The following is a 24,239-nucleotide window of genomic DNA, read 5'->3' as shown; positions in this document are numbered from 1 at the left end:
GCTTCGCTCACCTCATCGGTATCAGCGCGAAGAAATGTATTTCTCGCGACGAATCTGCAGAATCGGCAAACCGAATTCCTTCAGTGCATTGAAAGCGGCATCGACCATGTTGGGATTGCCACACAGATAAGCGATGTCCCGCTCCGCGGCAGGAGCGATTTCGACCAGCACGCTCTGCACGTGACCGGAACGATCGTGGGAGCGCGGCACCGCACGAGACTGTCGGCTCAGGCAACCGTGGAAGGTGAAACCGGGATGGGCTTGCGCGAAGGCTTCGAATTCTTCGCCATAAAGCAACTCAGCCTCATTGCGCGCACCGTAAAGCAGCACCACTTCACGATCGCCTTTCGCAAGCAGCTTTTCGAACTGCGGCAACATGGCACGGTACGGCGTAACACCGGTGCCCGTCGCAAGCAGCAAGTAGCGCGGATGCGTGTCGCCGTCTTGCAGGCAGAACCGCCCGTACGGGCCGCTTGCCTCGATGGTTCCACCCAGTTCAAGCCCGCTCAGCAACTTGGTCGCCGCGCCGCCATCCACGTAGCTCACCGCCATCTCGATGCGCTGTACCGGCGAGCTGCCGTCGCCCACGGTCGCCACCGAATAGCTGCGCTTGGTGGCCGTACCGTCGTCGTAATGGAAGTGAATCTGCAGGAACTGCCCGGGAATGAACGCCAGAGGTTGCCTATCGACGCGCTCGAAGGCTAGGTGGCGCACGCTGGGAGCAAGCATGTAGCTGTCGGCAAGACGTAGGGTGAAATGTTCGGCCATGCAAATATCCGGATGGGAAACAGTCGGTACGCCCGACCAGACCAGCCGTCGGGACAAGGCCCGCTATAATAAAGGGCATGGGATGCTCTGGCGCACTCTGCGCCAGAGCATCCCCCAACTCTATGGTGCAGCTCATGTCCTCTACCCCCGCACTGGTCGTCAAAGACCTGCGTAAAACCTACGGCAACGGTGTCCAGGCCCTCAAGGGCATCAGCCTCACGGTGCGGCCTGGCGACTTTTTCGCCCTGCTGGGCCCCAACGGTGCCGGTAAATCCACACTGATCGGCATTCTCTCCTCATTGGTGAACTCCACCAACGGCGACGCGGAGATTTTCGGCGTCTCCGTCAACAAGCGCCGCAACGAGGCGATGAAGCTGATCGGCCTGGTTCCACAGGAGATCAACTTCAACCAGTTCGAGAAGCCATTCGATATCTGCGTGAACGAAGCTGGCTTCTACGGTATTCCGCGCAAGATCGCCGCCGAACGCGCCGAAAAATACCTGAAGGAACTACGTTTGTGGGAGAAGGCGCAGGATCAGGCACGCATGTTGTCCGGCGGCATGAAGCGTCGCCTGATGATCGCCCGCGCGATGATGAACGAGCCGCGCCTGTTGATCCTGGACGAACCGACCGCCGGCGTGGATATCGAGATTCGTCGCTCGATGTGGCAGTTCATCAGCGGCATCAATGCGGCCGGCACCACGGTGATCCTTACCACGCACTATCTGGAAGAAGCCGAGCAGCTGTGCCGCAATATCGCCATCATCGACCACGGCACCATCGTGGAAAACACCACGATGAAGCAGTTGCTGGCCAAGTTGGACGTGGAAACCTTTGTGTTCGACGCGGCCAACCTTCCGGAACACCTACCCATCCTGACCGGCATCACCTTCCGCCGCATCGACGAGCGCACGCTGGAAGCTGAAATGCCGCGTACGCAGGCCATGAACACGCTGTTCGAAGCCTTCAGCACGCACGGTATCAGCGTGACCTCCATGCGTAACAAGACCAACCGCCTGGAAGAACTTTTCGTGCGCCTGGTCGAGAATGGTCGACAACAGCAGGGTCGACAAGAACAGGGTGGACAAGAGCAGGTCAGGCAGGAATCCGGCAAGGAGAACTTAGCATGAGTCATTTCGCCAGCAACCTGGTTGCCCTGCAAACCATCATGCGCCGCGAGATCGTGCGCATCATGCGCATCTGGACGCAGACGCTGATTCCACCGGCCATCACGATGACGCTGTATTTCGTGATCTTCGGCAAGCTGATCGGCAGTCGCATCGGTAGCATCCAGGGTGAATTCACCTATATGCAGTACATCGTGCCGGGCCTAGTGATGATGAGCATCATCACCAACAGCTACGGCAACATTTCCAGCTCCTTCTTTGGCGCCAAGTTTCAGCGCTCGGTGGAAGAGATGCTGGTGTCGCCCATGTCGAACTGGGTGATTTTGCTCGGCTACGTGACCGGCGCCGTGGTGCGGGGCCTTATCGTCGGCTTGCTGGTGCTGTTGATCGCGTTGTTCTTTACCAACCTGCACGTGGCGCATCCGCTGATCACCATCCTGTCGGTGCTGTTCGGCGCCACGATCTTCTCGCTGGCCGGCTTTGTGAATGCCATCTACGCCAAGAAATTCGATGATATCGCCCTGGTGCCCACCTTCGTGCTCACGCCGCTGACCTACTTGGGTGGCGTGTTCTATTCGGTGAACATGCTCAGCGAACCCTGGCAGGCCATTTCGCGCATCAACCCGATCCTGTACATGGTCAACGCGTTCCGCTTCGGCGTGCTGGGCATCAGCGACGTGCATGTTGGCGTGGCCTTTGGCGTGATGGTGATCTTCGTGACCGGCTTGTCGTGGCTTGCGTTGAGTCTGCTTCGCCGCGGCGTGGGCTTGCGTTCGTAAAACCTACCATGCGCGTCAACAAGTACATCAGCGAAGCTGGTCTGTGTTCGCGCCGCGAGGCGGACGAGTGGCTGCTGGCCGGACGCGTCACCATCAATGGCAAGGTCGTCACCACCGGCGCCAAGGCGCTGGAAGGTGACGAAGTGCGTGTCGATGGCGAGATCGTCAAGGCGCGCATCCTGGCCAGCACGCCAGCGGCCAAGCGCGGGGTCTATATCGCACTGAACAAGCCAGTGGGCATTACCTGCACCACCGATCAAACTGTCAGCGGCAATATCATCGATTTTGTCGCCCATCAGGAACGTATCTTTCCGATTGGACGCCTGGACAAGGATTCCGAGGGATTGATCCTGCTGACCAGCAACGGCGATATCGTCAACGAGATCCTGCGCGTGGAAAACCATCACGAAAAGGAATACCTGGTTGCAGTGAACAAACCGGTGACCGAGGAATTCCTGACCGGCATGGCACGCGGCGTGCGCATTCACGGGCAGATGACCAAACCCTGCAAGACGCGCAAGATCGCCAAGTTCGGCTTCGGCATCGTGCTGACGCAAGGCCTGAACCGGCAAATACGTTTGATGGCGGCAGCGCTCGGTTATCGCGTGACCCAACTGCGCAGGGTGCGCATCATCAATGTGAAGCTGGGCCATTTGAAACCGGGCCAATGGCGCAATCTTACGGATGCGGAATTGAAGAAGCTGCTACCCAGTCGTACGCAGTGGTGATGTGGCGTCACGCTGCAATGAATGCTCAAGCAACTCACCTTGCAAGGTTGTGAAAAACCTCGGATTCGTCACCCCAGCGAAGACTCCGTCTCTTGATCATGCCTCGTTTTCTGGGGAGGCAAAGAAAAAGCCCTGCATTTGCGGGGCTTTTGTTGGTGTTTGATGTGTTGCGCTCAGTCGATATCGAGAAACGAGCGGAGTTGTTCGGAACGACTCGGGTGACGCAGCTTGCGCAGCGCCTTGGCCTCTATCTGGCGGATGCGCTCGCGTGTGACGTCGAACTGCTTGCCGACTTCTTCCAGGGTGTGGTCGGTGTTCATATCGATGCCGAAGCGCATGCGCAGCACTTTGGCTTCCCGTGGGGTGAGGCCGGCGAGGACATCGCGCACGGTTTCGATCAGCCCGGTCTCGGTGGCCGAGTCGATCGGCGAGCTGACGTTGATGTCTTCGATGAAGTCACCCAGATGCGAATCTTCGTCGTCGCCGATCGGGGTTTCCATGGAGATGGGCTCTTTGGCGATCTTCAGCACCTTGCGGATTTTGTCCTCGGGCATGTCCATTTCCTTGGACAGCTCTTCCGGTGTCGGCTCGCGGCCGAACTGCTGCAGCATCTGGCGGGAGATGCGGTTGAGTTTGTTGATCGTTTCGATCATGTGCACCGGAATACGGATGGTGCGGGCCTGGTCGGCGATCGAGCGGGTGATGGCCTGGCGGATCCACCACGTAGCATAGGTGGAGAACTTGTAGCCACGACGGTATTCGAACTTGTCCACCGCCTTCATCAGGCCGATGTTGCCTTCCTGGATCAAGTCGAGGAATTGCAGGCCGCGGTTGGTGTACTTCTTGGCGATGGAGATCACCAAACGCAGGTTGGCCTCCACCATTTCCTTCTTGGCGCGGCGAGCCTTGGCTTCGCCTACCGACATGCTGCGGTTGATTTCCTTGATGTCGGTCAGTGGCAGGAACAGTTTCTTTTCGATGTTTTGCAGTTTTTCCTGCTCGACATCGATCTGCTCACGGTAATGCTTGATGTTGGGCGACCACTTCTGACGCTTGCGGCCCAGCTCTTCCGCCCAGGCGAGGTTGCCCTCGTTGCTGGGGAAGGTTTTGAGGAATTCGGCCTTGGGCATCTTCACGTGCTTGACGAAGATGTCCATCAGCATGCGCTCGTGATGGCGGATGTTGCCCACGACTTCGCGCAATTTGCGCACGAAGCCATCGATCAGCGCGGACGGTAGCTTGAGCTTGAGGAATTCCTCAGCCATCTGGTCGCGCAGCTTGGTGACTTTCTTGTCATTGATGTCGGTTGCCTTGGGGGCGGCCTTCTGGAACTTGCCGTAGTAGTCGCGCAACAGTTCCATGCGGCGCTTCACTTCTTCCGGATCGGGGCCGCTCGGACCGGCATCCTCGTCGTCGCCGGCGCCTTCAACGTCTTCGTCGTCTTCGTCGCTTTCGCTGTCGGCGGCCTGCTCTTCGGCTTCGGCCTGGGCGGCGTCGGCGGCCTGCTCCAGATCGGCGAAGCCGGCCAGGATTTCGCTGAGACGGCGCTTGCCATCCAGGTGCTGATCGTATTCCTCCAGTAGCAATTCGATGGTCAGCGGGAAGCTCGCCAGGGCGGTCTGCACCTGGGTGAGGCCTTCCTCGATGCGCTTGGCGATGGCGATTTCACCTTCGCGGGTCAGCAGCTCGACCGTGCCCATCTCGCGCATGTACATGCGCACGGGATCGGTGGTGCGGCCCACTTCGGCGTCCACGGCGGACAGCAGGGCAACGGCTTCTTCGGCGGCGGCTTCGTCATCGGTGGCGGAGCCGGGGGCGCTGTCGGTCAGCGGGTCGGCATCCGGAGCGGCATCGTGCACGTCGATGCCGACACCCTTGAGCACCGCCATGATGTCTTCGATCTGCTCCGGATCGACGATGTCGTCGGGGAGGTGATCGTTGATCTCGGCGTAAGTCAGATAGCCCTGCTCCAAACCCTTGGAGATAAGCGCTTTGATTTCTGACTGTTGCTCGTGGGCTTTATTATTCATACCAATCGCCGCGGGATAGGAACCAATCAGTATAGCGATGTGCTGCTTTTTTGGCCAGGTTCAAGTGGAAAATTTCGGAAGAATACCCACGCAAAAATCGCGCCAAATCACAGGCTTCGGCGTGGGTATGGAGCCTTTCGGGCCATTCGTTCGCGCGTTGCCTTAAGGCACATCCAACCAGAACGTTACGGGACCATCATTCACCAGATGTACCTGCATATGGGCGCCGAAGCGACCTATTTCCACGGTTGGATGCGAAGATTTTGCCAATGCCGCCAGCCGCTCGAACCAGCGGCGCCCATGTTCCGGTGATGCGGCGCTGGTAAAGCTGGGACGCATGCCGGCGCGTGTATCGGCGGCCAGAGTGAACTGACTGACCAGCAACAAGCCACCACCTGTATCCGACAGGGAGCGATTCATCTTGCCGGCCTCGTCCGAAAATACACGGTAGCCAAGTAGGCGTTCCAGCATGCGCTTGGCTTGCGTCTCGCCGTCCTCCGGCTGCACGGCAACCAAGGCGAGCAGGCCCGCGCCGATCGTTCCTACGGTTTCGTTGTCGACATCGACGCGCGCAGACAGGACGCGCTGGATCAGGGCGATCATGGGAAGAAGTTAAGTGGCGAGGGTGAGAAGTGAGTGAATGCAGTCAGCTTACGGCACAATCGTAGGTTCGCGACGCTTAATCCTCATTTCTCTTTACTCACTCCTCGCTTATGCGCCCTGATATCTACCTTATCTACCTGCTGCTGCGCTTGTTCGGCCTGCTGCCCCTGCGCTGGTTGCAGGCCGTGGGTGCAGGGCTTGGACTGCTGGCGCTGAAGCAACACGGCAGGATGGCACGCGATACGGCGGTGAACCTGTCGATTGCCCGGCCGGATCTTGGCGAGCCGACGCGGGCGGCGTTGGTGCGCGAAGCGCTGATGGAGAGCGGTAAGTCCTTCACCGAGATTGTGAAAATCTGGGGCGCGGGTGCAGAGCGCGCACTGGGCTTGGTGCGCGAAGTGCGTGGCGAAGCCTTGTTTGATGCCGCACTGGCTTCCGGCAAGGGTGTGATCATCGCGGCGCCGCACCTGGGGTGCTGGGAGTTGCTCAATTATTGGCTATGCCGCAAGACGCCGATGGCCATTCTTTATCGCCCGCCGCGCATTGCCGCGGTGGAACCGCTGCTGCGCAAGGTGCGCGGCGCGCTGGCGCCGGAACAGGTGCGGGCCGAGGGCGCTGGGGTGCGGCCCTTGTACAAGCGGTTGGCGTCCGGCGGTACGGTGGGCATTCTGCCAGACCAGAAGCCGCGTTCAGGCGAAGGCGAATGGGCTCCGTTCTTTGGGCGCGAGGCGACCACGATGGTGTTGTTACCACGACTTGCCGCGCGCACAGGTTCCATCGTTTTGTTTGCCTTTGCCGAACGCGTGCCACGTGGCGAGGGTTATTGCATCCACTTCCTACCTGCGCCAGAAGGTTTGACCGATGCTGATTTAAGCCGTGCTTGCACGGCACTTAATCGTGGCGTGGAGAATTGCGTGAACCTCGCGTTCGCCCAATACCAGTGGCATTACAAGCGGTATACGGGTGGCAAGCAGCCGAGTCCTTACGATCACTAGTGTGGTGTCTCGCAAGTAACGTGAATAAATTCCGAGTGGATGTCGTCGCGAGACAAGGCGCGAGGAGGAGTCATAGTGGGCGCTATGGCGACGACGAGCAACGCAGGATCGCGGCGAAAGACGCCGGAATTTGTTCGCGTTACTTGCGAGACACCACACTAGCAGGCGAGATTACGAATCGGCCTTTTCGATCCGGCGCAAAAACACCGTCATCTCTTTCTCTGCCTGCTTGTCGCCGCGCTCGCGCGCAATGTCGATACCTTGTCGCCAAGCGTTCGCTGCGCTGGAGGTGTCGCCATGGGCTAGGCAGGCTTTGCCTAGCAGTTTCCACGCGGCAGAGTAGTGGGGATCGAAGGACACAGCGCGGCGAAGTTCTTCTACCGCGGCAACGTGGTCACCCTGTTCCAATAAAGCGTTGCCGAGCGAGAAGCGCAGCAGCGCACCGTCGCGCGGGCCGTTGCATTGCGCGCGCAGGCTGGCAATCAGGGCGACATTCATGGTTGCGAACCGTATTGCAGGGCAGTCGGGGCAGGAAAGATCGTTGGCGGTTGCGAAGGTTCGTCTGGGGTGCGTCCCGCGCGTAGGTCGGCCAGCGTTGACGCCGGCCACACTTCCACCCAGGACGAGCGGAATGGCTGCACCAACACGGCATAACGCAAGGCGGAGGATTCCAGCTTGTCCGGATGGGTAATGATCAGGCCGTCCGGATGCTTCCTCGCGAAATCCTGCATCGCTTCGCCGTCCCACAGCTCGGTGATCGGCTGGCTTAGTCGTCCGGCGAAATGGAACTGGCCTTCGTAGTTGCCCTCGATGGCGATGGCGCGATTTTCGGCTTCGGCAGTGGCAATCACAGTCGATGCTGGCGTCAGGTCGTACTTGCGCCACAGCGTCAGCGTGAACAAGGTATTGAGTGCCAACACGCCAACCAAGCCGGCAATCGCCACACGGCGCATTTCGCCACGTCCGCGCACCAGCAGCAGGCAGCCGAGCAGCAGGAATATCACGCTGAAGGTGCGACTATAGGACGCGGCGCCTTCCACCCAATCGTTGTGCAGGTGATGTCCCTGGGTCAGGTAGGGCAAGGCAAACAGGAATCCGGCGAAAAAGATGCTGCCAAGACCCAGCGGCCAGCTTCCCAACCAGTAGTTGTCAGCCAGCTTGCCGTGCCGCTCGCGCAGCACGGCAATGGCGCCCGCCAGCAACAGCATCCAACCGGCGAATTCCGGCAACAGGTAGTACCACTGTTTGCCGCTGATCACCGAGAACACGACCAACGAGGGCACCAACCAGCACAACGCAAAACGCAGACCGTGATCCAGCGGCTTGCGCAGCGCACCCAATGCCACCCATACCCGCGGCCAGCCACTAAATGGAAACAGCAGCATCGGCAGCCATACCAGGTACCAGCCGAACCAGCGTGGATGGCTTTGCAGCTTCTGATCCGTCTGTACCTCCTTCACCACGCGTCCGGCGGTTTGCGTGAAGAACAGGCGGTGACGGTAGGCATCGCCACCGCTGAAACCGGCAGGAATTGCCCAGGCCAGCAGCATCGCCAGGCCGAGCAGCATCGCCAGGCCCCCGCACGTGTACCAGCGGCGGCGGTTTTCGCGGGCCCAGTCGTTCCACATCGGGCCCAGCAACCAGGGAAACGCGATGTGCAGCAGCATCACCGGTCCCTTGGTGAGCAGGCCGGCACCGATCAGCAACCCGAACAGCAACCAGCGCGGTTCGGCACGGCGGGTTTTCGGTGTCAGACAGAGCAAGGCACCCAGCACGCAATCGACCAGCAGCACTTCGTACATGATCTGCAAGCCAAACAGAAAGGCATACGACAGTGCCAGTAACATCCAAGGCGCCGCTTTCGCTACCCAGGGGCGATTCGGAAACAAGCGGCGGGCCAGCACCGATACCAGCACAAGCTGCGTGGCGCCGAAGATCACTTCCAGCACACGCGGCCACACGTCGCTGACACCGAACACGAACCAGCCCGCATGGATCAGCCAGAACAGCAGTGGCACTTTTTCGCTGTAGGGCTCGCCGTTGATATGCGGCACCAGCCAGTGATGTTCGTGCCACATCTCCCATGCCACCGCCAGCGTGCGGGTGGAATAGAGGGGCATCGGCCCATGCGAGAAGATCGCGATCAACGCACCCAGGGTCCACAGCGGCAACCATGGCCACAGGGCGCGCAGGTCTTCGGATCGTCGATAGCTTTTCATGGGCACGAGTTCTAAGAGGCCATCCGCTTTGGGTGGTCGAGATTCTACTGAGCTATGGGGGTGAACTGGCTGTGATGGGTTTGGCTGTCAAGCCGGACCCCAGTATCCAATGCGGCGGCGCAGCTTCAACTTGCGCCAGAAATTCAAAGGCTTGGACTTGCGGTTGCAACCACCAGCAGCAATGAATGCATCGATGGCATCCAATACGCGTTCGCTGGAGCGTCCGTCGCGATAGGGGTGGATCGCATCGCCGAAGGTTTTGATCACCTGCATCAGTTCGGGTGGACGCGACAGAGCGCGCTCGATGGCCTGTTCAAATTGCGCGGGATCGTCGATGTCGATCAACTGCGCACCAGGTGCACGGTTCTTGAACGTCACCACGGGTTTGCCGGTCAGCAAGAATTCGCTCAGCGCCGAAGAGGTATCAGAGCACATCATGTCCACCTGCGGGAACAGATCGAGGATGTTGTCGTTCTCGGCGAAGGTGAGGTATTCGTTCTGCAGTGCCTTGAACTTGGCCGTCGTCTCTGGACTCATCTTGGGATGGAAGGAGACGATCCAGTGCCAGCGGCCATCACGCGATAGGCGTTTCACTTCCTCGTACAAGGTTTCGGCGGCGCTCCACGATGGCGAGAAGGTGGAGTGATACAGAATCACCGACGGTTTGCGCACGGGCGAGAGCGGGCCGGCGATCTCCTTCATAAAAGGATCGAGCTTGGGCCAACCGGTTTCGGTGACGGTGAAATGGCCAAGCTTCTGGGCGAGCGCGCCGAACTGCGCGGTATCTTTCGGGCCGGTGGTGCAATACAGGTCGAAGAAGCCGCGGATATAGACGTGGCGCGGCTTGCCGGCATTGAAGCCGTGAAAGGTTTCCACTTTCACGCCGGGAAAGAAGTGCGGCAAATGATTGCCAGGCGTGATGACGGCGATCGGATTCCAACGGCGTGCCTCCGCTACGCTGAGCAGCCGCTCGTCTTCGGCCAGGTCTTCCGCGCCAGGGCCATCGAAGAACCACGCGGGTTCATCACCACGTGCGCGGATAGCCGCCTGCAAGGGGCGCAGGATGGCCAGCGCATAGCGTTCCGATCCGTAGAGTAGGTAGTGCTTTTTCGGCATGGTTATTGATCCAGTCCGCTGCGCGTGAGTGCCGCAGCGGCGGCGTCGCGGGAGGCGGGATTCTGGCGCATTTCGTAGTAGCGCATGCGCTTGTACACAGCGTAACTGGCGGCGGTCTGCGCCATGACGTAGCCGCGCCATCCGTCCAGAAAGCCCAGCCGCAGGAAGTAATCCTTGAAAAAGGCGAGCGCAAACACGAACGGTGTCTGCCACATGCGCGCGGACTTGTCCTTATCGAGCCAATCGCGGCACTTCAGCTCGGAATAAAGCAGCACCTTGAGTTGCTTTTCGACCAGGCTGGGATTGTTGTCGTGCAGGAACGGGGCCTTGAAGGTGGTCGACGAACCCTTGAACTGCAGTGACTCATGCACCCGCACATCACTCCAGCGGGCACGGTCTCGATGATAGAAACGGGCCATCTTTTCGCCGACTGCCGGGCGGTACCAACGCATCGGTCCACCCATGTAGATGAGGTGCCGACGTAGGATGGCGGCGGCGGCGGCGCTTTCCATCAGGGCGGGTAGTCTGCGCTGCAGCTCGTCGATCAGTTCGGGGGTAAGGTACTCGTCCGCGTCCAGCGCGAGTATCCAGGGATGGGTGCACTGGGTGGCAGCGAAGTTTCGCTGTGGGCCGAAGCCCAGCCAGTCCTGGTGCACCACGCGCGCACCATGGATGCGGGCGAGCGCCGCTGTGTCGTCGGTGCTGCCGCTGTCCACAACAAGTTTTTCGGCCGCGAACGGCACGCTGTCGAGGCAACGTCCGATTTTTTGCGCCTCGTTGCGGGTGATGACGACCAGGGTGATGGGAAGTGTGGGCATCACGTCTTGGGATGACTCAACAATGGCTTGCTTCTTACCGCCGAAAGAAAGGCGGAGCAACCCCACGCCACCCATTTGACAAAATGTTTGCGCTGGAGCGCTATGCCATAAAGTGGCGTAACGATGGCGGCGCTGAGCAATGTCTTGATCAGGTACCAGCGAGCCGCACCCGTTCCTTGATATTTGCGGATCGCCCAATGCCGCGAGCGCGCGTAATGAAAGTGCTTGAGAAACCGCGTTCTTAACGATGGTCTGGAGGATGCGCCACCCTTGTGTCGGGCATTCGCACCGGGTTCGAACAGACAAGCGTAGCCGCACTGTTGGAAGCGCAAGCACAAGTCATCGTCCTCGTAATAGAGGAAAAAGTATTCGTCGAAACCGTTTATCTCGCGAAATTTTTCCGTGCTCAGGAGCAGGCAGCAACCGTGCAGCCATTTGGCGCAACAAGTGCCTGCCGGGACGCGATAAGGCTTGGCCGGCGGGTATTCGTAAAAAGCTGGCCGAAAGCACATCTGCGGCACGTTGCCCCCGCGCCAGCTCTGCGGCGCAACCACGGCCGCATCTGGGTAGGTGCACAAGGTGTCGAGCAGCTTCAGCACATCCTTTGCCTCGATGCTGGAATCGGGATTGAGCAGCAATGCGTAGGGCGTCTGGACTTGCGTCATGGCCAGATTGTTCGCCCTGCCGAAGCCGAGATTGTCATCGCGTGCGATCAACTTTACGTGGGGCAACCGTTCCTTCAGCACGTCGATAATGCCGTCATCACTGCCATTGTCGACCACGATGACATGGGGAAACGCTTGCAGAGTTTGGATCAAGTCATCGACGAGACTGCGGCTGTGGTAGGTCACGCAAACCACCGTAACCTGATCCAGCGAAAGAGGATTCATGCAGTGAGTTCCGGGGAAACTGTGCTCTTGCTGGACGCCTGCGGCTTTGATTGCATCGCAGGAATGCAAGCAAGCAGAAGAATGAAAAGATGACGATGGGAAAAATCAGCCCAAAGGCAATTGCCAAGCCCTGCAACCAGGTATATCAGCAAAAGGCAGAGGTAAATATCTCGCTCGGGTAGCGCAAGGCGCAGTGCATAGCGCAGCAAGGCAGCCAACAGGAATAGATAGAACGCCAGGCCCAGTACGCCTTCCTCCGACGCAATCAACAACATTTCCTGGTGCGGGTGGCCTTCCATGAACTGGTTGGCGTTGGGCTGGTGACCGATCGACTGCTCATAAAGAGGAATCCACTGCCCATAACCGTGCCCGAACCACGGAGCTGTTTTGATAATGGAAAGCGTGTGTTGCCATAACTCAAGGCGAATGCCGGTAGAGGTTGCCTGGTGTGACTGCTCGTATTGCGCGACTTCACTGGGAATGGCGTTGACAAGCCGGTCCTGAATGGGCGAAGCCTTCCAGATGATCAAGCCCGCCATCGCCATGGCCGCGCCCGTCAAGACGATCTGTTTTTTATTCCAGCCCGATAGGCTCAGTAGCCGGTAACCCCCATACAGCAACACCGGAATCAGCGTGATATAGGCGGTGCGGCTTTGAATGACCAAGGCTACGTTGGCGAGGGCCGCCACGGCGATGATGACAAACACGACCCTGGTCCGTTTAACGGTGGACGTGATCGCCAACGCCAATGCTATGCAGCCGAGAACAAGCGTATCCAGACCTTGCTGGGTGTATTCCTTGAATACCGTGTTGCGCATGTCCGGTGAGGTATGCACGACTGCGCGCTGGGGGAGTAACCCCGCATCCATGCCGTACGAAATGAGCAGGACCAGCGTCATGGCGGCAACGAAAGCCCCGATGGCACGTTTGCGCCATGTGCTGGTGTACAGCAGTGAGGCAAACGCCAAGGGATAAAGGTAGGCCCAGAGTGCCGTTCCCATTCCCGTGGCCGGGAATCGGCCCGTCGCATACCACGCATGCAGCACACTCAGTAGTAGTACGCCCCACCAGGCGAGCACGCCGCGTGCAACCGGGCTGTGCCATGCGGCGAGCCAGCGCTGACGGGTGTCACTCCCCAGCAAGGAAAAAAGAATGCTGAGAAAAACAGCCACGTTGGTTGCCGGCTTGTTGATGGGCACCACGAACAGACTGGCTACCGCGCACCATTGGCCGGCTAGCAGGATTGCCTGACGTAGGCGAAGCGATTCGCTTTTCGGAGTATCCATAAAAACAAGCGGCGAAAGGGAGGGGTAGGTCGATAGCGTGGTAGTCCTCTACCACAATGGGATCGCATCTTAACTGAAGGGGACTGTACGGCTTCCTGGGATTGTGTTTGGGGCTATGGAGCGTCCTCGTTCGTCACCGCGCCTGGCATGCATCCTGACGTGACGGCATCACCCTTGAACAGCCACCAGTTGAGCCGGTTGGCATGGCCGACGTCAATCGCTTTGCTGCGGTCCACGCAATCGCCCATCGCAGATTCCTGCACGAACAGCCAGCGCGTTGCCGGCGCGGCGGCCTGCCAATGTACGGCGCGCGTAAATTGCTGCGAGGTGGGCGCGGTAAAGCCAAAGTCCGTGGCATGCCGATCGAGCATCAACATGTTTTGCTCCTTCCAGTCGACCATGCCGAGTTCGTCCTGTGGCGCAAGGTGCGCGCTCACCCGTCGCATCAGCGCCACCGACGAGCTGCTGTCATTGAGCAAGGGGTAGGCCCACAGGCCGCACACGATCCACAGCGCGAGCATGCCGCCAGCAACCGCCCACTGCGCATGCCGCACGCGAAACAGTGCCAGCATCAGCCATTGGGCTGCACCGATCACGATGCACATCCACCACAGGCTATCCGCTGGCCCATCGAAACCACGGTCGTCAGCGAGTTTGGCGGCAAACGTTGGATGCGAGACGAGTGCGTAGACGCCAAGCACAAGCAATGCGCCGCCGGTCACGATGAGGAACAACGTACAAAGCACGCGCAGCCAGCGCATCGATAGCATGGCTTCCAGATAAGGCGCGGTGATCAGCGCCAGCATCGGCAACATCGGCAGGATATAGACATCGCGCTTGCCGGCTGAGGCACTGAAAAATAGCAGCACCAACACTATCCAGCCCAGCGGCAGCAAAATGCGCGCGTCTTTCGCGCGCAGGGCTTGCCACCAGCGCAGGACGCTGCCGGGATAGGTCAGCGACAGTGGCAACCAGGCGTACAGCATGATCGGCAGGTAATAGAACGTCGACTGGATGTGATGCCACGCGTGCGCGTAACGCCCGGCGGTCTGATGAAACAGGATGTTGTTGACGTAAGCCGCGTAAGCCGGGTTGTCGACATGGGATCGCGCGGCCAACAACATGGGTACCAGCCACACGCCGATGGCGGCCAGGGTGGCGACCCATCCGAGCAACCAGCGCCACCATGCGCCGGGCCCCATGACGGTAACGCCGTTCCACTGGCGGACGGTGGCCCACAGGTAGGGCAGCAGCATGAACAACGCGAGAAAACCCACACCTTTGGTGATGACGCCAAGTCCTGCGCAGAAACAGCCGAACCAGTACATCTTCCAGTCCGGCCCACACAGCAGATGTCGCAGCAGCCCCCAGTTTGCGGCGGTGATAAAGAACACCACCAGGGGATCGATCTGTGCGCGCCTGGCCTGAAACACAAACTGGATGCACATCAGTGCGGCCATCGCCGCATACATGCCAACTTTGCGATTCCACAGCCGTCGGCCGAGGTCGTAAATCAGCAGCAATACGCCCAGCGTCGACAAGAACGACGGCAGCATGAAGGCGATGCGCCAGTTGCGCACGACTTCGAAGCTGGCCGCTTCCAGCCACATCAGCATCGGCGGCTTGTCGGCATACAACTCTGTGCCGCGATGCGGGAACAGCCAGTCGCCGCTTTCGACCATCTGTTTGGCGACCAGGGTGAAGCGCGGTTCGTCAGAGGGCCAGGGATCGCGCAGGCCGATGCCCATGCCGAGCATCAGGATGGCGTACAACATCAGTAGCCAGAACTGACGGCGTTCTGCTTTTAGCTCCCTCTCCCCTCCGGGGCACGCGGGGAGAGCACATGGATGTGCTCGGCTTTGAGGAGCGAGGAGAGGGTTGGGGTGAGGGGCGGTGCTGACCGTAAGTCCCATTATTTCGTGGTGTCTCTTTTAATAAAGCGGGCAGAGCTGGTGAATGTGGTCGCAAGATTGGCCCCTCACCCCGACCCTCTCCCCGAAGGGGAGAGGGAGTGGGTTGCGCAAGAATGAGGGTCAGCGGCGCTCAAGCACCGCATAGTACATGCCGTCCAGATCCCCATCGCCAGGCAGGATTTGCCAACCGACGGCGGCAGCTTGTCCTGTCGGTAGTTGCAGGGCGATGACACGGGCATCGTCGCGGCCGGCGAGAAAGTGTTCGATCACCGCTTCGTTCTCTGCGCGCAGCAGCGAACAGGTGATGTAGACAAGACGCCCGCCGGGAGCCAGCAGCGGCCATAACGCAGCAAGGATGCGCTGCTGCTGCACGACCAGTGCTTCGATATCGCTGGCGCGGCGGTGCAGGCGCACATCCGGGCGCCTGCGCAGCACACCGGTCGCAGAGCAGGGGGCGTCGATAAGAATGCGATCAAAAGGCTCTCCATCCCACCAGTCGGCGGGGGCACCCGCATCACCCATGCGTATATCGGCTTGCAAGCCAAGACGATCCAGGTTTTGGCGAATACGTGTGGCGCGCGTGGCGTCGAATTCCAACGCAGTAAGCGCAATGTCTGCGCGCTCAAGCAAATGGCAGGCCTTGCCACCGGGAGCTGCGCAGGCATCGAGCACACGCTGGCCACCCTGCACGTCGGCTACCTCGGCAGCTACTTGCGCAGCACCATCCTGCACCGCAAATAATCCCTCGGCGAAGCCGGGCATACGGGTGACATCGCTGCTGTGCGGCAGCACGATGCCGTCGGGCAGCCACGGATGTGAATCGGCTGTATAACCTGCGGCACGCAATAGTTCAATTAGCGCATCGCGCATAGTGCGGCGGCGATTCGCGCGCAGCATCAGGGGGGGCTCGCGGTTGCTGTCGGCCAATACGGCTTCGTGTTGTTCAGGCCAGTCCGTGGCGATTGCTTTGACCAGCCACGGCGGCAGGGCATAACGCGTTTGCACCTTGGCATCGAGTGCGGCCAGTAGGTCAACCCGTTCGCGCTGCCAGCGGCGCAGTATGGCGTTGACCAAGCCGGCGAGGCGTGGACGGTTGAGTGCGCGAGCGGCTTCCACCGTCGCGGCAACGGCGGCGTAGTCCTGTAGTTGCAGGACTTCCAGTTGCACCAACCCCAGCACCAACAGCGCGTGCACTTCCGGCTCCTTGTGACGCAGCGGTTTGTCCAGCAGGCGATCAAGTGCTGTATCGAAACGCAGCCACCAGCGCGCGCCATCGCTGAGCAAGGCCATCAACAGCGCACGGTCGCGCGGGTCGCGAAGCCGGGGGGCCTTTTGTTCCATCGCCTCGCGCAGCGACATACCGCGCAGAGCAATGTCAGCCAATGCCTGTGCGGCCAGGGCACGCGTATGGTTCATCGTGTGCGACGCAGTTCAGGACGTGCGTTGAGATAGTCGGCAGCGCTGATGCGCTTGCCGCCCGCGCGCTGCAGTGCGGTCACGCGTAGCACGCCTTCGCCGCAGGCGATATCGATGCCATCGCGTTGTGTGGCGATCACGCTGCCGGGTGCGGCGTGGTGGTTCTGCTCGATGGCTCGTGCGGCCCAGATGCGCAGGTTTTCGCCGGCGATGTCACCCTCGGCCACCGGCCATGGATCGAATGCGCGAACCTGGTGTTCCAGTGCCAGCGCGGGGCGGATGAAATCGAGTCGTGCTTCGGCTTTTTCCAGCTTATGCGCGTACATCACGCCTGCTTCGGATTGCGGCTGTGCCGACAAAGCTTCGCCCGCCAGCACGCAGCCCAAACCTTCGATGAGGACGTCCGCGCCAAGCAAGGAGAGGCGATCGTGCAAGGTACCGCCGGTGTCGTCACAGCTGATGGGAGTGCGGCGCTCCAGCAACACCGGGCCGGTATCGAGGCCGGCTTCCATCTGCATCAGGTCGACGCCGCTTTCCGCATCGCCGGCGAGAATCGCACGCTGGATTGGTGCGGCGCCGCGCCACCGTGGCAACAGACTGGCATGCACGTTCCAGCAGCCAAGCCGGGGAATCGCCAATACCTTGCGCGACAAGATCAATCCGTAGGCCACCACTACTATCAGGTCGGGCCGATAGGCAGCGAGCTTTTCGCGCGCTTTCACTGTTTTCAATGTTTCCGGCTGTTCCACCGCCATGCCAGCGGCCAGCGCCGCTTCCTTGATCGGACTGGGTGTGAGCTTGCGGCCACGACCGGCGGGGCGATCGGGTTGCGTATAAACCGCAACAATCTGCGCACCGCTGATGCGGCAGGCTTCAAGACAAGGAACGGAGAACTCCGGCGTGCCGGCGAAAACGATGCGTAAGGAATGCACTGATCTGTTCTGTGTAGGTGGCACTGGTGGTGTCTGTTCGCAGATCACAGGGGCACTGACGCGGGCAGACTGGCTGTCTGTCGAGTCGGCGCACCGACGAGATGCGAACAGACAGCGCCGATGACGCCTGCACAGAACAGATCAGGGCCTCCCTCCGTCACGCGCTGGCGACCTGCTTGCGCTGCTTTTCCATGCGCTTGAGCAGGATCGAACGCTTCAGCGGCGAAAGGTAATCCACGAAGACCTTGCCGACCAGGTGATCCATCTCATGCTGGATGCATACGGCCAGTGGGCCTTCCACTTCCCGTTCGAAGGTCCTGCCTTCGACGTCTTGGGCGCGAACCTTCACCTTCAGCGCGCGGGTCACATCGGCATAGATGCCTGGGAAGGACAGGCAGCCTTCCTGATATACCTGCGTGCCATCCTTTTCCAGGATTTCTGCATTGATCAGGGCTAGCGGCTGGTTGCGTTCCTCGCTCATATCCGCCACCAGCACGCGCTTATGCACGTTGACCTGGGTAGCAGCCAGACCGACGCCGTTGGCGGCGTACATCGTCTCGAACATGTCATCGGCGAACTGCTTCAATGTGGCGTCGAAAACCGTAACCGGCTCGGCCTTGATGCGCAGTCGCGGATCGGGGAATTCAAGAATGCTCAGAACGGACATGGGTTTTTACCTCGGGCGCCAGAATTGCCGGCGCTTTGGTAAAAAGCCAACCCGGGCGCGGTCTAGAATGTGGATATTGTACGTGGTTCAAGGTGTTGTCGGCGCACGATTTTGCCAACTGGGCACGTGTTGCTTGAGTTAATGCTTCGGTTACACTCGCCCAAGCCAAGGGGGCATGGGGGAATCCCGCTTATGATTAGAAAGTCCATTGGGCTGTTGGCCGGCATGCTGGTCACGGTGGCCATTTATGCGGCCGGTACACAGCTCCGTGCTGATCACCCCGACAGCTATACCGTGCGTCGTGGTGACACCCTTTGGGGCATTTCCGCCCGCTTCTTGTCCAAGCCCTGGCTGTGGCCGGAAATCTGGCAGGCCAACCCGCAGGTACGCAATCCGCACCTGATCTATCCGGGGGACGTGCTGGACCTGTCCTTCATCCATGGCGGCCCGTCACTGCGGCTGGAGCCGGCCATTCATCGTGAGGGCGAGGCCATTCCGGCCATTCCGGTCGACAAGCTCAAACCGTTCCTGCGCGATTCCCGCGTGGTGGATCCGGCGGCAGTGAAGAATGCGCCCTATGTGATGGGTTTCGAGGAGGGTGATATCACCGGCACATCCGGCCGCAACCTCTACGTGCGTCATCTCGATGCGCAGCCGGGCCAGCGCTGGGCGATTGTGCGTCCCACCCATATGTTCCGCACCTTTGGCGGTTCGGCAGCCGAGCAAAGCGACGAGATGGCCGCCAACATTGTGGATAGCGATGTGGCCACCTCCTCGACGCCTTGGAATGAGGAGTGGAGGACCACCCTTGGCGAGGTGACCCCCGATCACAACTTTTTTAGCAAGATCAGTAGCACGGATATCGGGATGGAGGTCGAGGTGATCGGCCAGGCGGAGGTGCTGCGTGGCGGCGATCCGTCCACCTTGTTGCTGCTCAGTTCGATCATGGAAGTCCGTGCCGGCGACCGCTTGATGCCAGTGGATGACCATCCGTACGACCCGTACTTCTACCCGCATCCACCCCGGACCCTGCCGGCGGATGCACGCGTGATTGCCTTCTCCCATGAGCGCCTGACCCGGGTCGGCCCCTACGACGTGGTGGTGCTTTCGGTCGGCTCGAAGGACGGCGTCGACAACGGCACCACCTTCTCCCTGTGGCAACCAGGCGAGAAGATGCCCGATGACGTGGCGCACGATAGCTGGATCCGCGACAGTGGCAAGTGGGTCACATTGCCGGATGAATTCGTCGGGCACTTGATGATCTTCCGCACCTTCGACCGGGTGAGCTATGGCGTGGTGATGGATGGCCTGAAGCCGGTGCACCTTGGTGCCAGGGCGAAGATGCCGGAATGATGCCCTATTCCCGGCCGAAGGCCATACCCACAGCACGGCGCGGTAATCCCGCGCCGTGGTTGTTTTCGGGCCTCGCGTAGACTCTCGGCATGAACGAACAAGCCCAATGGCGGGACTGGCTGACGGTCCTGCGCACACCGGGCCTGGGGCCGGCTGGATTGCGCGAGCGGTTAGCTGCAACCCAGGGTCGGATCGACCAGGTGCTCGCCCAGCTTCAGCGTCATGCGTCCCGGCTCGACCCGGAGGCTCAGGCGTGGCTGAAGCAACCCGATGAAGCGAGATTGGCTGCTGATCTGGACTGGCTAGCCGAACCCAACCACCGCCTCCTGTGTTGCACTGAAGCTGACTTCCCGCCTCAGCTTGAAAGCATTCCGCAACCACCCGCTGCGTTATTTGTCAGCGGCGATGCCGGCCTGTTGTTGCACCCGCAGATCGCCATCGTCGGTGCACGCAGTGCCAGCACGGCGGGCAAGACGACCGCCCGCACCTTTGCCCGACACCTCGCCCAAGCCGGGTTCATCGTGACCAGTGGGCTGGCCGACGGGATTGACGGCGCAGCACACGAGGCGGCTCTGGAAGCAGGTTTGTCTACCGTTGCCGTGATCGGCACCGGGCCGGATCTGGTGTACCCGCGCAAGCACCGTGGGCTGTCGGCGCAAGTGGAAGCGCAGGGTGTATTGATCAGCGAATTTCCGCCTGGCACAGGCGCTCGTGCCGACCACTTTCCGCGGCGCAATCGCATCATTGCCGGGTTGTCGCTGGGAACGCTGATCGTCGAGGCGGGGCTGCAATCCGGCTCGCTGATTACGGCGCGATTGGCGGGTGAGCAAGGGCGGGAGGTATTCGCCGTGCCCGGTTCCATCCATAATCCGCTCGCCCGCGGTTGTCACCGTCTCATCCGGGAGGGCGCGCGACTGGTCGAGAGCGCTTCGGAGATCGTTGAAACCCTGGTTCCCGCCGCGCGGGCGCTGGGTGCTGAGTTGGCCCAGCGCCTGGAACGGTTACCGGCGGCAGGCGCCGGGCGTGATCAGCCGGCGCTTGGTGGCTGGCGCGACGATCCGGAATACCGGCGCCTGCTGGACGTGCTAGGGCACGATCCTGTGGTACTGGATGAGCTGGCAGAGCGTACCGGGCAAAGCGCCGCCGTTTTGTCATCCATGCTGCTCATGCTGGAGCTGGAAGATTGTGTCGAAGGCTTGCCGGGTGGCCGTTACCAACGTCTGCCGGGCATCTAGGTTCGCTCTGAAAAGGGCGCCAGGCCGCGTTTTCACAAGCGCCAGCTTGACAGTCATTGAGTTGGCATGCTTCCAACTATATATAGAACGGCCGATTCGATACGGCTGCGAATGGAACATCTGGAACCCCACGCCACATGGCAAAAAACCTGCTCATCGTCGAGTCACCGGCCAAAGCCAAGACGATCAACAAATACCTTGGCAAGGACTTTCAGGTCCTCGCTTCCTATGGCCACGTGCGCGACCTGAGGCCCAAAGAGGGCGCGGTCGACCCCGAACACGACTTCGCCATGAAGTACGAAGTGATCGAGCGCAACGAGAAACACGTTGACGCCATCGCCAAGGCCGCCAAAATTGCCGATGACATCTATCTCGCCACCGACTTGGATCGCGAAGGCGAGGCCATTAGTTGGCACATTAGCGAGATTCTGAAAGAGCGCGGCATCTCCAAGGGCAAGCAAATGCACCGCGTGGTGTTCTCCGAGATCACTCCCAAGGCGATTAAGGCGGCCGTCGCCACGCCGCGTGCGTTGTCGCACGATCTGGTAGACGCGCAGCAGGCACGCCGTGCGCTGGACTACCTGGTGGGTTTCAACCTGTCGCCGGTGCTGTGGCGCAAGGTGCAGCGCGGCCTGTCCGCCGGTCGCGTGCAGAGCCCTGCCTTGCGCATGATCGTGGAACGCGAGGAGGAGATCGAAGCCTTCGTCGCTCGTGAATACTGGACGGTGGAAGCCCAGCTCAAGCACACCGAGGGCGATTTCAGCGCGCGCCTCACCAAGCTCAACGGCAAGAAGTTCGAACAGTTCCACCTCACCAACGAAGCCGATGCGATGGCGGCGCGCGCCGCGCTGAAGGAAGCCGCGCGCGGCCATCTCACGGTCAGCGAAGTCGGCAGCAAAGAGCGCAAGCGCCGCCCCGCGCCGCCGTTCACCACCTCTACGTTGCAGCAGGAAGCGGCGCGCAAACTGGGTTTTGGCACCAGCCGCACGATGAAGGTCGCGCAAGGCCTGTACGAAGGTGTGGGTCTGGGTAGCGAGGGCAACGTCGGCCTGATCACCTACATGCGTACCGACTCCACCGCGCTTTCGGGTGAAGCAGTGGGCGAACTGCGCGAGCTGATTGCTCGCGACTACGGCAACAAGGCGCTGCCGGATGGTCCGCAGGTTTATCGCACCAAGTCCAAGAACGCGCAGGAAGCGCATGAGGCGATTCGCCCTACCTCCGCCATGCGCACGCCGCGCGAAGTAGCCCCATTCCTAAATGACGAGCAGCGCAAGCTTTACGAGCTGATCTGGAAGCGCACCGTCGCCTGTCAGATGATCCACGCCACCATGAACACGGTGTCGGTGGATTTCGACGTGAAACATGTGAAAGGCGGCGATGCTGCATTCCGTGCCACGGGTACCACGGTGGTGGATCCGGGCTTTCTCGCTGTGTACGAAGAAGGCCGCGATCAGAAGACTGCCGAGGATGACGACCAAGGCCGTCGCCTGCCACGTCTGGCTAAGAGCGAAGATGTGCCGCTGCAGGACATCGTGGCCGATCAGCACTTCACCGAGCCGCCGCCACGTTATTCCGAAGCCAGCCTGGTGAAGGCATTGGAGGAATACGGCATCGGCCGTCCGTCCACCTACGCCAGCATCATCCAGGTGCTGCAGAGCCGCGAATACGTGTTGCTTGATAGCCGTCGTTTTCGCCCAACCGACGTGGGTCGGGCGGTAAGCAAGTTCCTTACCCAACACTTCACCCAGTACGTCGATTACGACTTCACGGCCAAGCTCGAAGACGAACTCGACGCGGTTAGTCGCGGCGAGGAAGCCTGGGTGCCATTGATGCGGCGCTTCTGGCAGCCGTTCAAGCAGCAGGTGGAAGAGAAAACCGAATCGGTCGATCGCAGCGAAGCCACCGGTGCGCGCGAATTGGGCACCGATGCAAAATCCGGCAAGCCGGTCTCCGTGCGGCTAGGGCGTTACGGGCCCTATGCACAGATGGGCAACAAGGACGTGGACGAGAAACTGCAGTTTGCGTCCCTGCGCCCCGGCCAAAGCATGCACACGATCACGCTGGAAGAAGCGATCGAGCTGTTCAAGTTGCCGCGCAAACTTGGTCAGGCTGAGAATGGCGAGGAAGTCAGCGTCGGCGTTGGTCGCTTCGGGCCGTTCGTGAAGCAGGGCAGCACCTATGCCTCGCTGAAAGCCGAAGACGATCCTTACACCATCGAGCTACCGCGGGCACTGCAGATCGTGCAGGAAAAGCTGGAACTGATCGCCAGTCGCATCATCAAGGACTTCAGCAACGGTGTACAGATCCTCAACGGCCGCTTCGGTCCGTACATCACCGACGGCGAAAAGAATGCGCGCATCCCGAAGGATCAGGAGCCGAAGGAGCTAAGTGAAGCGCAATGCTTGGAGTTGCTGGCAGCGGCACCCGTGAAGAAGAAGGGGCGTTTTGGCAAGAAAGCGGCAGCGAAGAGCGCGTCGGCCAAAAAGGCCGCAGCCAAAAAAGAGCCGGCCAAGAAAGCTGCCACCAAGAAAGCCGCGACTAAGAAAACAGCAACGAAAAAGACCGCTGCGAAGAAAGCTGCTACCAAAAAGGCTAAAGCTTGATCCTCGCGTCGATCTGCTCCCTCTCCCCTGTGGTGAGAGGGTTGCCATGAAACGCCCTTGCCTCTGATTCGTCGTCGCGGTTCGCGGACATGCCCAAGCACTACACCCTTGCCCAACTCGACGAAGCTGCCGATCTGCTCTGCAAAGGTGGCGTACTTGCGTATCCCACCGAAGCCGTCTTCGGCCTTGGATGCGATCCGCACAACCAGACCGCCTTCGAACGCATCTTCACCCTCAAGCAGCGGCCTTCTAATCAGGGTGTCCTGCTGATCGCTGCTGACTTCGCCCAGATCGAACACTACGTGGACATGGCCAAGGTTCCCCCCGGTGTACTTGCACAAGTCCGGGCGAGTTGGCCAGGACCGTTTACCTGGGTGTTTCCGCGCAGCACGGAAGTCCCCGATTGGGTGACGGGCGCGCATTCCGGCATCGCCCTGCGTGTCAGCGGACATGCCCCCACGGTTGCCGTGTGCAGAGCGTTTGGCGGTGCGTTGGTTTCCACCAGTGCCAACCTTCACGGCAAGCCACCCGCGCGTGATCTTGCGACCCTGGCCCATTATTTCGGAGAAGCGCTGGATGGCATCGTCGATGCGCCGCTTGGCGGGGCTACCCAGCCAAGCACCATCCGGGACGCGTTGACAGGCGCTTTCATCCGGAGCTGAATACTCCAAACGTGGCCGCAGGCGCAGTAGGTGCCGATTCAGCCATGATCGTGAGGATGGGGGTTGCAAGACATAATCCCGCATACCGGCAGCTAC

21 protein-coding genes are annotated in these 24,239 nt (G+C 60.4%); 8 read left to right on the top strand and 13 right to left on the bottom strand.

The annotated features are described in order from the left end of the window. Positions 1-21: 21 nt before the first annotated feature. On the bottom strand, positions 22-768 hold the full coding sequence (locus tag EO087_RS12570; protein WP_128899162.1) for an FAD-binding oxidoreductase: 747 nt from the start codon (positions 766-768) through the stop codon (positions 22-24). A gap of 134 nt (positions 769-902) precedes the next feature. Between EO087_RS12570 and EO087_RS12565 the strand changes: the two genes are divergently transcribed. Genes EO087_RS12565 through EO087_RS12555 form a run of 3 tightly spaced genes read left to right on the top strand, consistent with a single transcriptional unit; the run spans position 903 to position 3,402 of the window. Then, positions 903-1,898, top strand: coding sequence for an ABC transporter ATP-binding protein (locus EO087_RS12565; RefSeq protein WP_240669048.1), 996 nt, complete (start codon positions 903-905; stop codon positions 1,896-1,898). Then, positions 1,895-2,674: an ABC transporter permease gene (locus EO087_RS12560; protein ID WP_128899160.1), complete on the top strand. Its 780-nt coding sequence runs from the start codon at positions 1,895-1,897 to the stop codon at positions 2,672-2,674. Before EO087_RS12565 ends, EO087_RS12560 begins: the two co-directional genes overlap by 4 nt. A gap of 8 nt (positions 2,675-2,682) precedes the next feature. Continuing rightward, entirely contained in the window at positions 2,683-3,402 is a 720-nt protein-coding gene (locus EO087_RS12555; RefSeq protein WP_128899159.1) for a pseudouridine synthase, read from the top strand. 173 nt (positions 3,403-3,575) lie between these two features. Here EO087_RS12555 and rpoD read toward each other — a convergent pair whose 3' ends face one another. Then, on the bottom strand, positions 3,576-5,432 hold the full coding sequence (gene rpoD, locus EO087_RS12550; RefSeq protein ID WP_128899158.1) for an RNA polymerase sigma factor RpoD: 1,857 nt from the start codon (positions 5,430-5,432) through the stop codon (positions 3,576-3,578). A 162-nt stretch (positions 5,433-5,594) separates the two neighbouring features. Further along, entirely contained in the window at positions 5,595-6,035 is a 441-nt protein-coding gene (dtd, locus tag EO087_RS12545) for a D-aminoacyl-tRNA deacylase (RefSeq protein WP_128899157.1), read from the bottom strand. A gap of 110 nt (positions 6,036-6,145) precedes the next feature. Here dtd and EO087_RS12540 point away from each other — a divergent pair, with 110 nt between their 5' ends. Continuing rightward, positions 6,146-7,030: a lipid A biosynthesis acyltransferase gene (locus tag EO087_RS12540; RefSeq protein ID WP_128899156.1), complete on the top strand. Its 885-nt coding sequence runs from the start codon at positions 6,146-6,148 to the stop codon at positions 7,028-7,030. Between the two features lie 171 nt (positions 7,031-7,201). On the opposite strand, the gene EO087_RS12535 is transcribed toward EO087_RS12540, so the two are convergent. From EO087_RS12535 to def, 10 genes are all read right to left on the bottom strand, one after another. After that, the gene (locus tag EO087_RS12535) at positions 7,202-7,528 is read right to left on the bottom strand and encodes a tetratricopeptide repeat protein (RefSeq protein WP_128899155.1); all 327 of its coding nucleotides are present in this window, start codon (positions 7,526-7,528) and stop codon (positions 7,202-7,204) included. Beyond that, complete coding sequence (locus tag EO087_RS12530) at positions 7,525-9,249, bottom strand: glycosyltransferase family 39 protein (RefSeq protein ID WP_205744362.1); 1,725 nt, start codon at positions 9,247-9,249, stop codon at positions 7,525-7,527. Before EO087_RS12530 ends, EO087_RS12535 begins: the two co-directional genes overlap by 4 nt. A gap of 87 nt (positions 9,250-9,336) precedes the next feature. Then, positions 9,337-10,365: a CDP-glycerol glycerophosphotransferase family protein gene (locus EO087_RS12525; protein ID WP_128899153.1), complete on the bottom strand. Its 1,029-nt coding sequence runs from the start codon at positions 10,363-10,365 to the stop codon at positions 9,337-9,339. 2 nt (positions 10,366-10,367) lie between these two features. Next, positions 10,368-11,183, bottom strand: a complete 816-nt coding sequence (locus tag EO087_RS12520; protein WP_128899152.1) for a glycosyltransferase family 2 protein — start codon at positions 11,181-11,183, stop codon at positions 10,368-10,370. Further along, a complete protein-coding gene (locus EO087_RS12515) occupies positions 11,183-12,073 on the bottom strand; it encodes a glycosyltransferase family 2 protein (protein WP_128899151.1) in 891 nt (296 codons plus the stop codon). The genes EO087_RS12520 and EO087_RS12515 overlap by 1 nt, the downstream gene beginning before the upstream one ends. Then, complete coding sequence (locus tag EO087_RS12510) at positions 12,070-13,359, bottom strand: O-antigen ligase family protein (RefSeq protein ID WP_128899150.1); 1,290 nt, start codon at positions 13,357-13,359, stop codon at positions 12,070-12,072. Before EO087_RS12510 ends, EO087_RS12515 begins: the two co-directional genes overlap by 4 nt. A gap of 113 nt (positions 13,360-13,472) precedes the next feature. Beyond that, the gene (locus EO087_RS12505; protein ID WP_240669047.1) at positions 13,473-15,134 is read right to left on the bottom strand and encodes a glycosyltransferase family 39 protein; all 1,662 of its coding nucleotides are present in this window, start codon (positions 15,132-15,134) and stop codon (positions 13,473-13,475) included. A gap of 258 nt (positions 15,135-15,392) precedes the next feature. Further along, the gene (gene rsmB / locus EO087_RS12500) at positions 15,393-16,688 is read right to left on the bottom strand and encodes a 16S rRNA (cytosine(967)-C(5))-methyltransferase RsmB (protein ID WP_128899148.1); all 1,296 of its coding nucleotides are present in this window, start codon (positions 16,686-16,688) and stop codon (positions 15,393-15,395) included. Further along, entirely contained in the window at positions 16,685-17,620 is a 936-nt protein-coding gene (fmt, locus tag EO087_RS12495) for a methionyl-tRNA formyltransferase (protein ID WP_128899147.1), read from the bottom strand. The genes rsmB and fmt overlap by 4 nt, the downstream gene beginning before the upstream one ends. 157 nt (positions 17,621-17,777) lie before the next feature. Further along, positions 17,778-18,287 (bottom strand): peptide deformylase, encoded by a 510-nt coding sequence (gene def, locus EO087_RS12490; RefSeq protein ID WP_128899146.1) that lies wholly within the window; start codon positions 18,285-18,287, stop codon positions 17,778-17,780. 192 nt (positions 18,288-18,479) lie between these two features. On the opposite strand from def, the gene EO087_RS12485 reads away from it, so the two are divergent. The 4 genes from EO087_RS12485 (at position 18,480) to EO087_RS12470 (ending at position 24,143) form a co-directional block, all read left to right on the top strand. After that, positions 18,480-19,640 carry a LysM domain-containing protein gene (locus EO087_RS12485; protein ID WP_128899145.1) on the top strand — a complete coding sequence of 387 codons (1,161 nt, stop codon included), beginning with the start codon at positions 18,480-18,482 and terminating at the stop codon, positions 19,638-19,640. 89 nt (positions 19,641-19,729) lie between these two features. Then, the gene (gene dprA / locus EO087_RS12480; protein WP_128899144.1) at positions 19,730-20,875 is read left to right on the top strand and encodes a DNA-processing protein DprA; all 1,146 of its coding nucleotides are present in this window, start codon (positions 19,730-19,732) and stop codon (positions 20,873-20,875) included. Between the two features lie 137 nt (positions 20,876-21,012). Further along, a complete protein-coding gene (locus EO087_RS12475) occupies positions 21,013-23,481 on the top strand; it encodes a DNA topoisomerase I (RefSeq protein ID WP_128899143.1) in 2,469 nt (822 codons plus the stop codon). Between the two features lie 89 nt (positions 23,482-23,570). Further along, complete coding sequence (locus EO087_RS12470) at positions 23,571-24,143, top strand: Sua5/YciO/YrdC/YwlC family protein (protein WP_128899142.1); 573 nt, start codon at positions 23,571-23,573, stop codon at positions 24,141-24,143. The last annotated feature ends 96 nt before the right edge of the window (positions 24,144-24,239 follow it).

It is taken from the genome of Dyella sp. M7H15-1 (assembly GCF_004114615.1).
Lineage (GTDB): Bacteria > Pseudomonadota > Gammaproteobacteria > Xanthomonadales > Rhodanobacteraceae > Dyella_B.
Note: the sequence above shows the minus strand (reverse complement) of the source record. Positions and strands in the feature narration are given on the sequence as shown.